At 45.8% G+C, this 14,848-nt stretch carries 13 protein-coding genes and 1 riboswitch; of the genes, 3 read left to right on the top strand and 10 right to left on the bottom strand.

The genetic code is table 11. The features are described 5' to 3' along the window. Positions 1–16: 16 nt before the first annotated feature. The 4 genes from DWZ38_RS12385 to DWZ38_RS12370 form a co-directional block, all read right to left on the bottom strand. Positions 17–1,621, bottom strand: coding sequence for an FGGY-family carbohydrate kinase (locus tag DWZ38_RS12385; protein WP_117853126.1), 1,605 nt, complete (start codon positions 1,619–1,621; stop codon positions 17–19). Positions 1,622–1,636: 15 nt separating this feature from the next. After that, positions 1,637–3,136, bottom strand: coding sequence for an L-arabinose isomerase (gene araA / locus DWZ38_RS12380; RefSeq protein ID WP_021926371.1), 1,500 nt, complete (start codon positions 3,134–3,136; stop codon positions 1,637–1,639). A gap of 48 nt (positions 3,137–3,184) precedes the next feature. After that, positions 3,185–4,276, bottom strand: a complete 1,092-nt coding sequence (locus tag DWZ38_RS12375; RefSeq protein WP_117853124.1) for a GntR family transcriptional regulator — start codon at positions 4,274–4,276, stop codon at positions 3,185–3,187. A gap of 265 nt (positions 4,277–4,541) precedes the next feature. After that, complete coding sequence (locus tag DWZ38_RS12370) at positions 4,542–5,561, bottom strand: low specificity L-threonine aldolase (protein WP_117853122.1); 1,020 nt, start codon at positions 5,559–5,561, stop codon at positions 4,542–4,544. 460 nt (positions 5,562–6,021) lie between these two features. Between DWZ38_RS12370 and DWZ38_RS12365 the strand changes: the two genes are divergently transcribed. Next, positions 6,022–7,272, top strand: a complete 1,251-nt coding sequence (locus DWZ38_RS12365) for a sodium ion-translocating decarboxylase subunit beta (RefSeq protein WP_117853119.1) — start codon at positions 6,022–6,024, stop codon at positions 7,270–7,272. Here DWZ38_RS12365 and DWZ38_RS12360 read toward each other — a convergent pair. After that, positions 7,269–8,426 carry an ATP-binding protein gene (locus DWZ38_RS12360; protein WP_021926366.1) on the bottom strand — a complete coding sequence of 386 codons (1,158 nt, stop codon included), beginning with the start codon at positions 8,424–8,426 and terminating at the stop codon, positions 7,269–7,271. The two genes, DWZ38_RS12365 and DWZ38_RS12360, sit on opposite strands and share 4 nt — an antisense overlap. 35 nt (positions 8,427–8,461) lie before the next feature. Then, on the bottom strand, positions 8,462–8,905 hold the full coding sequence (locus tag DWZ38_RS12355) for a DUF1700 domain-containing protein (RefSeq protein ID WP_021926365.1): 444 nt from the start codon (positions 8,903–8,905) through the stop codon (positions 8,462–8,464). A gap of 268 nt (positions 8,906–9,173) precedes the next feature. Continuing rightward, a riboswitch (ZMP/ZTP riboswitch) is annotated at positions 9,174–9,256 on the top strand. Positions 9,257–9,380: 124 nt separating this feature from the next. On the opposite strand from DWZ38_RS12355, the gene DWZ38_RS12350 reads away from it, so the two are divergent. After that, positions 9,381–11,066 carry a formate--tetrahydrofolate ligase gene (locus tag DWZ38_RS12350; RefSeq protein WP_021926364.1) on the top strand — a complete coding sequence of 562 codons (1,686 nt, stop codon included), beginning with the start codon at positions 9,381–9,383 and terminating at the stop codon, positions 11,064–11,066. A gap of 103 nt (positions 11,067–11,169) precedes the next feature. Here DWZ38_RS12350 and DWZ38_RS12345 read toward each other — a convergent pair whose 3' ends face one another. The 4 genes from DWZ38_RS12345 to DWZ38_RS12330 all read right to left on the bottom strand — a co-directional run bounded on the left by DWZ38_RS12345 (position 11,170) and on the right by DWZ38_RS12330 (position 13,802). Further along, positions 11,170–12,042 (bottom strand): phosphoribosylaminoimidazolesuccinocarboxamide synthase, encoded by an 873-nt coding sequence (locus tag DWZ38_RS12345; RefSeq protein ID WP_021926363.1) that lies wholly within the window; start codon positions 12,040–12,042, stop codon positions 11,170–11,172. Positions 12,043–12,305: 263 nt separating this feature from the next. After that, complete coding sequence (locus tag DWZ38_RS12340; protein ID WP_278309145.1) at positions 12,306–12,599, bottom strand: diguanylate cyclase; 294 nt, start codon at positions 12,597–12,599, stop codon at positions 12,306–12,308. 35 nt (positions 12,600–12,634) lie between these two features. After that, positions 12,635–13,381 (bottom strand): tetratricopeptide repeat protein, encoded by a 747-nt coding sequence (locus DWZ38_RS12335; protein WP_117853115.1) that lies wholly within the window; start codon positions 13,379–13,381, stop codon positions 12,635–12,637. Further along, positions 13,374–13,802 (bottom strand): GGDEF domain-containing protein, encoded by a 429-nt coding sequence (locus DWZ38_RS12330; protein ID WP_117853112.1) that lies wholly within the window; start codon positions 13,800–13,802, stop codon positions 13,374–13,376. Before DWZ38_RS12330 ends, DWZ38_RS12335 begins: the two co-directional genes overlap by 8 nt. A 232-nt stretch (positions 13,803–14,034) precedes the next feature. Here DWZ38_RS12330 and DWZ38_RS12325 point away from each other — a divergent pair, with 232 nt between their 5' ends. Further along, complete coding sequence (locus tag DWZ38_RS12325; RefSeq protein WP_178105330.1) at positions 14,035–14,835, top strand: Cof-type HAD-IIB family hydrolase; 801 nt, start codon at positions 14,035–14,037, stop codon at positions 14,833–14,835. Positions 14,836–14,848 lie beyond the last annotated feature (13 nt).

The following is a 14,848-nucleotide window of genomic DNA, read 5'->3' as shown; positions in this document are numbered from 1 at the left end:
GGATTATGGAATAAAATTACCAGATTTTAGAATCCACAGCTGCACGCTCGATAGAAAGGCCTTTCATGTATCTTTCCATAAACATGTTGAAGCCCTCTACTCCCTCCGGATCCGGGTTCAGGGTACTGCCCTGATTTCCTGCAAATACCTTGGTATCCAGGAAGTCTTCCAGAGTTTCATTTCCATCTTTATTTACAAGATAGGAAGCCAGAACTGCGATTCCCCATGCGCCGCCCTCTCCGGCAGTTTCCATAACAGAAACCGGAGCGTTCACTGCGTCTGCAAGAATCTGCTGTCCTACGCCTTTGGTCTTAAACAGTCCGCCGTGTCCAAGAAGACGGTCTACTTTTACGCCCTCTTTCTTAAACAGAATGTCAAGGCCTACTCTCATGGCACCAAGACAGGTGTAAAGATGGGTTCTCATAAAGTTTGCCAGATTGAATTTGCTCTCCGGGGAACGTACGAACAGCGGTCTTCCTTCCGAAAATCCGGTCATATGCTCGCCGGAGAAATAGCAGTAGGACAAAAGTCCGCCGCAGTCTACATCGCCTTCCAGAGCCTTATTGTATAAGGTTCCGAACAGCTTGTTCATATCAGCTTCTATGCCCATTGCCTCTGTAAACTCACGGAAAATATTGACCCATGCATTTAAATCTGTTGTACAGTTGTTGGAATGTGCCATTGCTACCGGATGTCCGGACGGAGTGGCTACCATATCAATCTCAGAATATGGGGCAGATAATTCTTTCTCCAGTACGATGGAAGCAAATACAGAAGTTCCGGCGGAAACATTTCCGGTACGCTTTGCAACACTGTTGGTTGCCACCATTCCGGTTCCTGCATCACCTTCCGGCGGGCACATTGGAATTCCGGCTTCCAGTCTGCCTGTCACATCCAGCAGTTTAGCTCCCTCTTCTGTAAGGCATCCTGCATCTTCACCGGCAACCAGACACTTAGGCAGAATTTCACGAAGCTTCCACGGGAAACCGTAAGAAGAAACCAGCTCATCAAACTGCTGCACCATGGTCTCGTTGTAGTCCTTCTTGCTGCTGTCTACCGGGAACATTCCGGCAACATCCCCGATTCCAAGAACTCTCTGTCCGGTAAGCTTCCAGTGTACATATGCTTCCAGAGTAGCGATATAATCAATATCCTTCACATGAGGCTCGCCGTTTAAGATAGCCTGATACAGATGGGCAATGCTCCATCTCTGCGGGATATTATACTGGAAAAGCTCTGACAGCTTTCTGCTTGCCTCTCCGGTAATATTGTTTCTCCAGGTTCTAAAAGGAACCAGAAGATTTCCTGCCTTGTCAAAAGGCATATAGCCGTGCATCATAGCACTGATTCCAATTGCTCCCACACGGGTCAGCTCTATGCCGTATTTCTCCTTTACATCCTTTACCATCTGCTGATAGCAGTCCTGGATGCCGGACCAGATGTCCTCAAGGCTGTAGGTCCACACACCATTCTCATAGCGATTCTCCCACTCATGTCCGCCTGATGCGATAGGCATGTTATTTCCATCTACCAGTACGGCCTTGATTCTTGTGGAACCAAACTCGATTCCAAGAGCGGTTCTGTTCTCCAGGATCGCCTGTTTTGCTTCTGCTGCTCCCATTGTAAATCCTCCCTTTTATTTGCGGAACGCAATCTCGTTCCAGCGAAGTTCATTCTTGAAATTACGAATTGTAGTATCTTCGTCAATGTAAACAGCTTCGATTCCCATTGCAGCTGCCCAGTCACCCATCTGCTCTGCAGTAAGATCGTAGGTAAATGCAGTGTGATGTGCGCCGCCGGCAAGGATCCATGCCTCTGCACCAGTTGCCAGATCCGGCTTTGGTGTCCAGAATGCGCTTCCTACAGGAAGCTTCGGCATCGGTTTCTCTACTTTCTTGCAGTCTACATCATTGATGATCAGACGGAAACGATCTCCCAGATCTACTAAAGAGGTTGCAATTCCAGGTCCTGTCTTGGATGTGAATACCAGTCTTGCCGGATCCTCTCTCTCACCCATGCTAAGCGGGCAAACCTTGATGGCTGGCTTTCCATCTGCTACAGACGGGCAAACCTCCAGCATATGGGACTGCAGGATTCCTTCCTTACCCGGAACCAGATTGTAGGTATAGTCTTCCATAAGGGAGGTACCCTTGGCATCCTTCATTCCAGATGACATGATCTTCATCAGGCGTACCATTGCGGCTGTCTTCCAGTCACCCTCTGCGCCAAATCCATAGCCCTTCTCCATCAGTCTCTGGATTGCCAGTCCCGGAAGCTGCTGCAGTGCCCCAAGATCACCAAAATGGGTAACAATTGCCTGATAATTTTTCTCCTCAAGGAATCTCTCGAAACCAATCTCGATTCCTGCCTGTACTGCTACATGACGTTTGAATTCTTCCGGATCTCTACCCTCCAGAATAATGTCATATTTATTATAATATTCTTCCACAAGAGCGTCAATATCTCCCTTGGAAACAGCACTTACATATTCTGCGATCTCGTTTACCGGATAGGCGTCAACCTCCCAGCCAAATTTGATCTGAGCCTCTACCTTGTCACCCTCTGTAACTGCTACGTTGCGCATGTTGTCTGCAACACGGCATACACGGATATGGCTGCTTTCCATAATACCAATGGCAGTTCTCATCCAGGATGCAAGACGCTCCTGAACCTTCTTGTCTGTCCAGTGTCCTACAATGACCTTGCGCTCGATTCCCATACGGGTAACCATATGTCCATATTCACGGCCGCCGTGTGCAGACTGGTTCTCATTCATGAAATCCATATCAATGGTGTCGTATGGAATTTCCTGGTTGAACTGTGTGTGAAGATGGCACAGCGGCTTTCTGTATTCCTTCAGTCCCAGAATCCAGGATTTTGCCGGGGAAAAGGTGTGCATCCAGGTGATTACACCTGCACAATCCTCATCTGCATTTGCCTCGTTGAAGGTCTTGCGGATCAGTTCGTTTGTGATCAGGGTTGGCTTCCACACGATCTCATAGGGAAACATTCCGGATTTGTTCAGCTCATCCACAATAATGCGGGAATGCTCTGCTACCTTGCGAAGGCACTCATCTCCATAAAGGTCCTGTGATCCTGTGCAAAACCAGAATTTGTAATTTCTTCCTGTTTTCATTGATAAAACCCTCCTTGTGTTATATATTTTGTTAATATTGTTATTATCTCAGTCATATTTCCGGCAGGATCCTCGGATGATCAGTTCCGGCTGTATCATTCGCTCCACCTTACTGTCTTCTTCCGGCACACCGGCGATTTTTTCCAGAATCAGCTCTGCGGCCATCTCTCCCAGTTTTTCCTGGGGATGAGCTATGGTAGTAATTCCGGTTCCACGCTGGGCATAAAGAGAGTTGTCGTAACCGGTTACGGATATGTCCTCTGGAACCTTCAGCCCGCAGGCTTCCAGCGTCTCGATCACCTGCACCGCGATCTGGTCATTGTAGCAGACAATCCCGTCCGGCAAATTCCCGCTTCTTACCATTTCTCGAACCATCATGGCAGGCTTGCTTTTCCGGTCTTCTGTATGAAACCATACAACTGCATCCGGATCGTAGCTGATTCCAGCCTCCTGCAGCGCCTTTACATACCCCTTGTGCCGATTGATTCCCTGGATATCATCCGCCTTGAAAAATCCTGTAATCCGGCGGTGTCCCAGTTCCAGAAGATACTGGGTGACCAGATATCCTCCCCGCACATCATCCATAAGGATATGGGGCTTGTCCTTCATTTCCGTATAAATTCCCTGAATAAAAACATAAGGGATCTGGTACTTGTCCAGATTTTCATAGAGATTTGGGTGACGGCAGCTAAGCTGGCTTTTGCTCGGCTCGATGATCAGTCCATCAATATCCTTCTGCAAAAGCTCCTCCAGACATCTGGCTTCCTTCTGACGGCTGTTTCCCGTATTTTTCAGAATAATGCTGTATCCCTGCTCGGACAGGATATTATCCATTCCCTGGATCAGCCTTGGGAAAATATAATCGGAAATATAGGTGGTCACTACTGCAATATTTCTGGACTTCTTCATGTGCCGCATTTTTTCTGAGCAGAAGGTTCCCTTGCCGTGATAGGCTTCCACGTAGCCTTCCCGTTCCAGAAGTGCTATGGCTTTGCGCACGGTATGTCTGCTGAGGGAATATTTCTCTGTAAGCTGATTCTCGGATGGCAGCTTCTCTCCTGGCTGTATCTGGCCGGAAAGGATTTCCTCTTTCAGCTCTTCCATCAGGGTAAAATATTTGGGCTTGCCGTTTTCCGTCATGTTTCCTTCCTCCTGATTTGTATCTTACAACTTGTACACACATATGGACAAGTTGTTGTTTACTGACAGACTGCAACAAAATATATATAAGACTTTGTGAAATTTTACTTACTTTTGGATTTTAATAATGATATGAATAATAGAAAAAACTGTTATTTCACGCTTATGGCATTTACACCGAAGGCTTTTCCAGGATCATATCCATGAATGAGCCATGCCAGGCATAAACACATTCATGGATACGGTCCAGAACTTTCCCTGTTAATTATAAGATCTCAATCAACGCATCAATATCTTCCATCTTTGTGGCCCAGCTTGTTGCAAAGCGAACCACTGTATGATTGTCGTCATATTTTTCCCAGAAGCCATATTTCACCTTTTTGCCCAGTTCTTCCATCTTCTGGTTCTCAAGCACTACGAAAATCTGATTGGTAGGAGAATCGAGAAAGAACTGATAGTTCTTTTCCTTCAGGGCAGACTTTAATTTCGCAGCTGTATCAATGGCATTTTTGCTGATTTCCAGGTACAGGTTGTCTGTGAAAAGTGCATCGAACTGAATTCCAAGAAGCCTTCCTTTGGCCAGAAGTGCCCCCTGCTGCTTGATCATGGTGAAGAAATGCTTCGGAGTCTTTTTCGGGAACACAACCGCTTCGCCGCACAGCGCGCCTACCTTTGTGCCGCCAATATAAAATACATCTGTGTATTTGGCAATGTCCTTCAAAGTTACATCCGTATCTGCCACCAGGCCGTATCCAAGTCTTGCGCCGTCCAGGAACAGCGGGATCTCATATTTTCTGCACACACCGGAAATATCTTCCAGTTCCTGTCTGGTGTAAAGGGTTCCGTATTCTGTGGGATGGGAAATATATACCATTCCCGGGAAAACCATGTGGTCGTAACTTCCGTCTGCATAGTAGGTTTCCAGATAATTCTTCAGATCTGCAGCTGAGATCTTGCCGTCTTTCTGAGGAAGCGGCAGCACCTTATGTCCGGTAAATTCGATGGCACCTGCCTCATGGGCATTCACATGTCCGGTCACTGCAGAAAGCACGCCCTCATAGCGGTTCAGCATGGATGCAATCACCACTGCATTTGTCTGGGTTCCTCCAACCAGAAAATATACCTCTCCATCCGTGCAGCCGCAGGCAGCCTTGATTTTCTCCTTTGCCTGGTCACAGTAAGGGTCCTGTCCATATCCCGGCACCTTTTCCATATTTGTTTCCAGTAATCTTTTTAAAATCGCCTCATGGGCACCTTCACAGTAATCGTTCTCAAAATATAACATTTTGTACTCCTTCTGTTCTTTACTTGTATCATAACTTGTATGCTTCAGAACAAGCTTGAAATATCTCCCCCATTTCCAGCAAAGTGGGGCATGCAGATTGCGGGAATGATTTTGAGGGCACGCTCTAATCATACCCCTGGAAAACTTTTTTTACAAGCCTGCTTTTTTCTGTTGACAAATCCAGGTTCTGCAAACTATAATGACCACAATGAAAGGGAGTAGCTGGCATATTGGATTTTTGCTTTTGGGAAGCATGATTCATTATGGATTTTCATGCGTCAGAACGGTAAGCAGTGCAGAAGCATATTTGCGAAAAGATTTCTGCATGCTGCAAGCCCGCATAGAATTGAAATAGCAAGACTTTTATTACAATATTCGCATATCTTTAGGTATGCCTTATTGTAATAAAAGTCTTTTTTATATATTTTTTTCACAATACTACCCCAAAGGAGGAAACACTATGGAATTTTTAACAGATGGAATTATGGCTCTGACATGGCAGCAACTGGTAATGTACGCTGTAGGAATCACTTTGATCTGGCTGGCAATCAAGAAAGGGTTCGAACCAGCCTTGCTTTTGCCTATGGGATTTGGTGCCATTCTTGTAAACCTGCCATTTTCCGGAGTGGTAAATCAGACCCTCACCGGAGGAATCCAGGCAAACGGCGTCATTGAGTGGATGTTTCATGTGGGAATCGAAGCTTCCGAGGTGATGCCGATCCTGCTGTTTATTGGAATCGGCGCAATGATTGATTTCGGCCCCCTGCTCTCCGGACCTTCTCTGTTTTTATTCGGTGCCGGCGCACAGTTTGGAATATTTGCGGCTATTCTCGTGGCTGCCCTGCTTGGATTTCGTCTTACAGATGCGGCCTCTATTGGAATTATCGGTGCAGCAGACGGACCAACCTCCATTCTGGTATCCCAGGTTCTTGGCTCCAGGTACATCGGCGCCATTGCAGTGGCAGCCTATTCCTACATGGCTCTGGTTCCCATTGTGCAGCCCTTCGCCATCCGCCTTGTCACTACAAAAAAAGAACGCTGCATTCACATGGATTACAATCCCAAATCCGTTTCCAAAACCATAAGGATTGCCTTTCCCATCGCCGTAACCATGATCGTGGGACTTGTTGCCCCTCAGTCTGTTGCGCTGGTAGGCTTCCTTATGTTCGGAAATCTGATCCGTGAATGCGGTGTTCTTGGAACCATGTCCGATACTGCCCAGAATATTCTGGCAAACCTGATCACCCTGCTTCTTGGAATCACAATCTCCTTCAGCATGCGTGCGGATCAGTTCGTAACCAAAGACACCCTGCTGATCCTGGTGATCGGGCTTTTTGCCTTCGTAATGGATACCATCGGCGGAGTCCTTCTGGCCAAATTTATGAATCTTTTCCTGAAAAAAAAGATCAATCCCATGATCGGCGGTGCCGGAATCTCAGCCTTCCCCATGTCCTCAAGAGTAATCCAGAAAATGGCAATGGAAGAAGATCCCACCAACGTGATTCTCATGCAGGCTGCAGGTGCCAATGTATCCGGACAGATTGCCTCAGTCATAGCCGGAGGCATGGTCATCAATCTGGCTGCTTCCTGCAATCAGGCAAACACCGTAATGGCTGCCCTTACCATCATGGGAAAAGGCATGGCAGGAATCTTCGCCGCTATCCTGATCATCCTCCTTCTGGTATGGATTCTCAGGAAAGTCAGCCGTTAATCCTCCTGTGACTCATCTTCCTCTTTCTCCCTGTCATAATTTTCCAGGAAGGAATGACGGACGCCATACTGCTTGTAGCCAACAACGGTATCAATATTGACGTTCTCAACGCTTTTGAAAATATTGCCTTCTACAAACGGGTTCACCTGCTTCAGGTCGCGGATCAGTTCCTTAATCTCCACACGCTTGGAGCGGTTCTCGTTGTTGCAGGTGGTACAGGTATCTGTAAACTTGCATGCGCACTGGATAAAATGCAGGTCATTGTAATCCCGCCATGCCTTGATGTCGTCTTCACGCACCAGATACAAAGGACGGATCAGCTCCATGCCCTCAAAATTGGTGCTGTGAAGCTTCGGCATCATAGTCTGCACCTGCGCGCCGTAAAGCATTCCCATAAGAATGGTCTCAATTACATCATCATAATGATGGCCCAGGGCAATCTTGTTGCAGCCCATTTCTTTTGCAAAGGCATATAAATGGCCTCTTCGCATTCTGGCGCAGAGATAGCATGGAGACTTCTCTACATTAAATACAGATTCAAAAATATCTGACTCAAAAATGCGGATGGGAATGTTCAGCTTCTTCGCATTCTCCTCGATCACCTGGCGGTTGGCCGGGCTGTAGCCAGGATCCATAACAAGGAACTTCACCTCAAAATCAAATTTATTGTGAAGCTTCAGTTCCTGGAAGCATTTTGCCATAAGCATGGAGTCTTTGCCGCCGGAAATACAGACTGCAATCTTATCTCCCGGCTTCACAAGCTCATAGGTATTGATAGCCTTGGTAAATTTGGACCAGATTTTTTTCTTAAATTTCTTGCGGAGGCTGATCTCCACATTCTTAGCAAAATCCTCATCCTGGGAATTCTTCATCACGTCCATAAGCCAGGCAATATAGCCGCGCTCCAGGCTCACTGCATCCAGGCCTTCTTCCGTCAGATTCTCAGCCACTTCCTTGCTGTTGATTCCGCGGCTGCAGCAGATGACAAGCTTCTTCGCCTTATCCACATCCGGATTGCTCAAAATTTCTTCTGGCTTACAGGCAACTGCGCCCTTCACTGCGCCATGGGAAATCTCGATTTCATCGCGGATATCAATGATCTGATAAGAATTTTCGGGTAACTGTTTTAATTCTTCTATTGTTATACTGCTCATTGAAAAACCTTTCCTCTAAAAAATGTCTTAATCCATTAATTCCGGTTCTTGATCAGTGACAGGATAAACAGGATCACTGCCAGAACAGCGAAGAACGGAATCACCGCCACCAGAATATGGAACAAAAGAAATACGATGATCAGCAGGCCTACAACGCCAAGCAGCTTGCTGTACCAGGTATCAAAGCGCCATACATGGGCATGCTTCCCGCCGGAGCTCTGTGTGTCCTCTGTCTCGTCTGAATAAGTGCTGTACTCTGCATAGTCAGCCTGACCATCATCCACATCTGTATCAAGTAAAGTCCTGGCGATCAGCCTTGGATCTCCAAGCTCCGCAAGAACCTGCTGTTCATCACGGCCGCTTCTCACCTGGGACTGAATATAATCCTCATAATAACGCACATGTGCAGCCACCTTGCCCTCATGCATCTGACCGGACAGCTGGCTTCTCAATGTATCCAGAAATTCAGTTCTGTTCATCTGATTGATTCAACCTTTCTATAACAGATTTGTCATTAAAAATTTCATATTATATTCTAACAATACTTGTCCCCATACGCAACTGTCCAAGTCATAAAATTTTTATGAAGCCTTTCTGAAAGCATTCTAAATTACAAGATATATATGGAATGTCTTTTTAAATTTTTGTTACTTTTCACAAATATGCTGTTCGTTTTTTGACAATAATGCTGTTCGTTATTTTCTTGACAAGATGTTTTTTTAATGATACAATTAATGCATCAATTGAAAAGCTTCTGAATACTGACGGATCGTGGAGTTTACCACAAGGACTTCGGAAGCAGATCATAGCCGACCGTCTGGGCAGTATTTGAACTTTCAGATACTGTCCTTTTTTTACCGGGCGGTACCTCTTTTACGAGGGATAATGCCGCTGCCTTTTTAAGGAGCGGTATTGCAAACCATTTAATCTTACACAACGAAAGGAGCTTTTATTATGGGGTTTAAAAGTGACATCGAAATCGCACAGGAATGCGAAATGAAACCAATTACTGAGATTGCGGCTAAGGCAGGTATTGATGACAAGTATCTTGAGCAGTACGGCAAATACAAAGCAAAAATCGACTACAATCTGTTAAAAGAAACCGACAAGAAGGATGGCAAGCTGATCCTTGTTACAGCCATCAACCCGACTCCGGCAGGAGAAGGAAAAACAACTACAACTGTTGGTCTTGCAGATGCTATGCAGCAGATGGGTAAGAGTGTTATGGTTGCACTTCGTGAGCCATCCCTTGGACCGGTATTCGGTGTAAAGGGCGGCGCAGCAGGCGGCGGATATGCACAGGTTGTTCCTATGGAGGATATCAACCTTCACTTCACAGGTGACTTCCATGCGATTGGCGCAGCTAACAACCTTCTGGCAGCAATGATCGACAACCACATTTTCCAGGGCAACGCTCTGAACATTGACCCACGTAAGATCACATGGAGAAGATGCGTAGATATGAACGACCGTCAGCTTCGTAATGTAGTAGACGGACTTGGCGGAAGAACAAACGGTATGCCTCGTGAAGACGGCTATGACATCACCGTTGCTTCCGAAATTATGGCAGTTCTCTGCCTGGCAAGCGACATCACAGACCTGAAGAAGAGACTTGCCAGAATGATCATTGGTTATACATACGGCAAACCATCAGAGCAGAAACCAGTTACAGCTGGTGACCTCCACGCAGAGGGTGCTATGACAGCACTTCTGAAAGATGCCCTGAAACCGAACCTGGTTCAGACTCTTGAGCATGTACCTGCAATCGTTCACGGCGGACCATTTGCAAACATCGCTCACGGATGCAACTCTGTAACCGCTACAAAGATGGCTCTGAAGCTTGCTGATTATGCAATCACAGAGGCTGGATTCGGTGCTGACCTTGGTGCTGAGAAGTTCCTTGACATCAAGTGCCGTATGGCTGACCTTCATCCAAACGCAGTTGTAATCGTTGCTACCGTTCGTGCTCTTAAATATAACGGCGGCGTTGCAAAAGCAGATCTGAACAACGAGAACCTGGAGGCTCTTGAGAAAGGTCTTCCGAACCTGCTGAAACATGTAAGCAATATCAAGAACGTTTACAAGCTTCCATGTGTTGTTGCAATCAACGCATTCCCGACCGACACAAAGGCAGAGCTTGACCTTGTAGAAGCAAAATGCAAAGAGCTTGGCGTTAACGTTGCACTTTCCGAAGTATGGGCAAAAGGCGGCGAAGGCGGCAAGAAGTTAGCAGAGGAAGTTATCCGTCTGGTTGAAGAGCCGAACGACTTCACATATTCCTACGAGCTTGAGGGCTCTATCGAAGATAAGCTGAACAATATCGTTCAGAAGATTTATGGCGGCAAGAGAGTTGTTCTTACAGCCAACGCTCAGAAACAGGCAAAACAGCTGGAGGCTCTTGGCTTTGGCAACTGTCCGATCTGCGTTGCAAAGACACAGTACAGCTTAACAGATGACCAGACCAAGCTTGGCGCTCCGACAGACTTCGAAGTAACTGTTCGTAACCTGAAGATTTCCGCAGGTGCAGGCTTCATCGTGGCCCTTACCGGCGAGATCATGACCATGCCAGGTCTTCCGAAGGTTCCGGCTGCTGAGAAGATCGACGTAGACGAAACAGGCAAGATCACAGGACTGTTCTAATTGAAATTTAACTATAAATTCCCGGGAGAATATTACCTCCCGGGAATTTTTTTGCAAAAAATCGCCGGGGAGCAATTCCCCGGCTGGTTTTGGTTTTATGTAATTATTTCAGCTTCTTGCCTGTGAGCATCTCGTATGCCTGCAGGTATTTGTCGATGGTCTTGTCCACGATTTCCTGTGGGAGAGTCCAGTTGTTGTCCGGATTGGCTTTGAGCCAGTCGCGGGCGAACTGCTTGTCAAAGGATGGCTGGCCATGTCCTGGCTCATATCCATCTGCCGGCCAGAATCTGGAGCTGTCCGGTGTAAGCATTTCATCGCCAAGCACAATGTTTCCATTCTCATCCAGACCAAACTCAAACTTGGTATCTGCAATGATGATGCCCTTGCTTAACGCATACTCTGCACATTTTTTATATAATGCGATGGTGTAATCACGGATCTTCTCGGCATATTCCTGACCATGTCCCGGATAGTATTTCTCAAGGTGAGCAACGCTCTGCTCGAAAGAAATATTCTCGTCATGGTCTCCGATCTCAGCCTTGGTAGAAGGTGTGTAAATAGGCTCAGGCAGCTTGTCTGATTCCTTCAGTCCCTCCGGAAGAGTAATTCCGCAGACTGTGCCGTCCTTCTGGTAGCTTGCCCAGCCGCTTCCGGTAATATATCCGCGAACGATACACTCAACCGGAATCATATCCAGCTTGCGGCACATCATGCTGTTTCCGTCAAATTTCTCCTGCTGGAAAAACTCCGGCATGTCTTTGACATCAACAGAAAGCATGTGGTTTGGCAGGATGTCCTGAGTCATATCGAACCAGAACTTGGACATCTGTGTGAGAACAGTGCCCTTCTTAGTCACTTCGTTGTTCAGGATCACGTCAAAACAGCTGATACGGTCTGTTGCAACCATGATCAGACTGTCTCCGTTGTCGTAAATCTCGCGCACTTTGCCTTCTTTAACTGGCTTCATTTCCTGCATAGCTTTACACCTCGTCACTTTTCTTTTTTAGTTTTATCTGCTGGAAAATATTTTTAAAAACAGTTCTTCCTGTTCCTTATTTTCCATTTGCATTACCTTATTATTTTACCATTTCACAGGGCAAAAAACAATTCTCCTAATTGCCGAAATCACAGCTTCTTTTGCAGGAATCCATGTGAATCTTCACAGAACTGAAACAAACTTTCAGATTTCCATGTATCCGACTGGTTTTTCTCTCCTTACAGGCACTGCCTGCAGCCGCGCTACTTAAATACATATCGGTTTTTTCCATTTTTCTTCGCCACATAAAGATTATTGTCCGCACTGCTGATAAACTCAGCCAGGCTGTAACCACTTTCCACGGTTTTGTTTACCACTCCCATGGAAATAGTCACATGCTGGAAGACCATATGATCAAGAAAAGGCATCTTCGCACTGTTAATATTGCAGAACAGCTTTTCTATAAAGTCTCTTAATTCTTCGTCAGATTTATTAATACCCAGAATTACAAACTTATCTCCTCCATAACGGCTTACAAAATATTCCAGCTGAAGCAGACAGGATGCCAGACAAATAAAATGCCGGAACGCTTCTACATCTTCAAAATTTTTTCCGGAAGTGACAGTATATTCTCTGCTTCTTTGATTGCAGCAGCTTTATTTCCTGTTTCCACATAAACACGCACAGAATCTACTATTCTGTTAATCTCTGCTGCCGAACAACAGTCCTGGGATTTTCCGTCACTTTCCATAGACGCCATGTCAAGATACTTTCTTGCCTGTTTATATTTCTTTTCCCCCAGATATCCAACAGCAAGATTTACAAGATACTGCTTTTTATTGTCAATTTTTTTCGAATCCCTTTGTTCCCTCTTTTGACAAAGTTCATATACTTTTCTAAAATATTCTGCCGCTCCTGCAGCGTCTCCCGCGTTATTCAGCAAAGCTCCAATATTGTTATACACCATTCTCATCATCACTTTGTTACCACATTCGCGGGCAAGCTTTAGCGACTTATAATAATAATCCAGGCCCAACAGGTCATCTCCCTGGTTTACATAAATAATAGCAATAATATTATAGGTTTTCATCAGAAGATCCTGATATCCATATTTTTCCTGAACTTTTTTTGCAAGCATCATATTGGCCAGAGCTTTCTGGAACTCGCCCATGGAAAACATGGTATCCCCCATGTACAGACGGGCATATGCTACCTCATAAGCTTCTTCATTGCTGATACCATGCTCCAGAATTTCACTGCAAATATTGTATGCCTTTCTGGGATCTGAAAATCTGTATTCAATTACTTTCTCGCACTTTTTTTCAATTTCTTTATCCATTTTCTTCTCCCTGGAGGGATTCTACGATTACAAAGCCATTTTTAGAATTTTTCTTCAAATCATAGAGCGCCTTATCCGCCGCTTCCATAACTGACATAGTCTGGGATCCGCCGATTGCCAGCAGGAATTCATCCCCTGCTACATGCCCATAAGTATCATTATATTCTTTGAAAAAGTCCACATCAATGATCAAAACGGCAAATTTATTCCCCACAGCTTTTGCATCAGAAAATGCCTGAACCATATATTTTCGGATGCCCCGTCGGTTCAGCACGCCTGTAAGCTCATCATATTCGCTTCTTTTATACAGAGCATTCCGCCACGCTTCCATATTGACCCGTTTGCTGGATTCTTCCTGAAGTTCGATTCGTTTCCGCAGGCGCTTCACAACCGTTTCTCTGGATGCCGCCTTAAATTTCATATATTATCCCTGTCCGTCAACATTTTCCAGACAATTTCTTTGCACAAAAACAGTCAAAAAGTGATTGCCAGGCACTTCGTAAATTCCAGGCAAATCCTGCCCGGGCAATCTTTATACATGTAAAAGCAGTTGAAGAGAGGTCACAGGTATCGTATAATTATTTGCATCACCAAAGACACATAAGGCCATTAAAAAAATGATTTTTCAAACAGGCTCGATTCAGGAGAATACTATGAAATACAAATTTGCAGCCGCCGATATGGACGGCACTTTATTAAATGATTCTAATGAGATCACTCCACATACAGTCAAAATCATCCGCCAGGCAGTGGATAAAGGGCTGATTTTTTCCATCTGTACAGGCCGTCCCATTCAGGGCGTATCCCGCTACCAGAAGCAGCTTGGCATTCAGGGGCCTGTGATCACCTACAACGGCGCTATGATCCTGGATTCTGCAACAGAAAAAATCCTCTACCGCCAGGAGCTTGCATCCGATGACGCCCGCAAAATCCTGGAAGCAGGCATCCGCTATGACACTACCATGTGCATCTGGTCTGATAACAAATTATACGGAAACCAGTTAAATGACCGCATCCACGAATACAGCCAGGCAACCAAAGTAACGCCTCTTCCCATTCCCTCCATAGAACAGCTTCTCTCCCAAGGCATTACCAAAATCCTGTGGTATGATGATGTGGAGAAAATTCAGCAAATAGAAAAAGAGCTGCGCAGTGCAGCCCATTTCCAGAATGTTACTTTTTGCACTTCCAAGCCTTTTTACCTGGAATTTTTCAACAGCAAGGTGTCCAAAGCCGCTGCCATTGACAGGATTGGAGAACTCTACGGCTTTTCCCCTGCCGAAACCATTGCCATTGGCGACGGTTTCAACGACCTCCCCATGATCCGCTACGCTGCCCTGGGCGCGGCCATGTCCAACGCCCCAGACGGGGTAAAGCAGTATGCAGACTATGTTGCAAAGCATACGAATAATGAAGACGGAGTGGCTGAGGTTCTGGAAAAGTTTGTTCTATAAGGTTCTCAAAAGC

It is taken from the genome of Ruminococcus sp. AF31-8BH, assembly GCF_003460605.1.
Classification (GTDB): domain Bacteria; phylum Bacillota; class Clostridia; order Lachnospirales; family Lachnospiraceae; genus Blautia_A; species Blautia_A acetigignens.
The sequence above is the reverse complement of the archived record's forward strand: the minus strand, read 5'-3'. Positions and strand labels throughout refer to the sequence as shown.

What these genes read in the sequence shown, in the direction of transcription:
- DWZ38_RS12385 (WP_117853126.1), bottom strand. Translation starts at nt 1,621, where the DNA reads ATGGGAGCAGCAGAAGCAAAACAGGCGATCCTGGAGAACAGAACCGCT.
- araA (WP_021926371.1), bottom strand. Translation starts at nt 3,136, where the DNA reads ATGAAAACAGGAAGAAATTACAAATTCTGGTTTTGCACAGGATCACAG.
- DWZ38_RS12375 (WP_117853124.1), bottom strand. Translation starts at nt 4,276, where the DNA reads ATGACGGAAAACGGCAAGCCCAAATATTTTACCCTGATGGAAGAGCTG.
- DWZ38_RS12370 (WP_117853122.1), bottom strand. Translation starts at nt 5,561, where the DNA reads ATGTTATATTTTGAGAACGATTACTGTGAAGGTGCCCATGAGGCGATT.
- DWZ38_RS12365 (WP_117853119.1), top strand. Translation starts at nt 6,022, where the DNA reads ATGGAATTTTTAACAGATGGAATTATGGCTCTGACATGGCAGCAACTG.
- DWZ38_RS12360 (WP_021926366.1), bottom strand. Translation starts at nt 8,426, where the DNA reads ATGAGCAGTATAACAATAGAAGAATTAAAACAGTTACCCGAAAATTCT.
- DWZ38_RS12355 (WP_021926365.1), bottom strand. Translation starts at nt 8,905, where the DNA reads ATGAACAGAACTGAATTTCTGGATACATTGAGAAGCCAGCTGTCCGGT.
- DWZ38_RS12350 (WP_021926364.1), top strand. Translation starts at nt 9,381, where the DNA reads ATGGGGTTTAAAAGTGACATCGAAATCGCACAGGAATGCGAAATGAAA.
- DWZ38_RS12345 (WP_021926363.1), bottom strand. Translation starts at nt 12,042, where the DNA reads ATGCAGGAAATGAAGCCAGTTAAAGAAGGCAAAGTGCGCGAGATTTAC.
- DWZ38_RS12335 (WP_117853115.1), bottom strand. Translation starts at nt 13,381, where the DNA reads ATGGATAAAGAAATTGAAAAAAAGTGCGAGAAAGTAATTGAATACAGA.
- DWZ38_RS12330 (WP_117853112.1), bottom strand. Translation starts at nt 13,802, where the DNA reads ATGAAATTTAAGGCGGCATCCAGAGAAACGGTTGTGAAGCGCCTGCGG.
- DWZ38_RS12325 (WP_178105330.1), top strand. Translation starts at nt 14,035, where the DNA reads ATGAAATACAAATTTGCAGCCGCCGATATGGACGGCACTTTATTAAAT.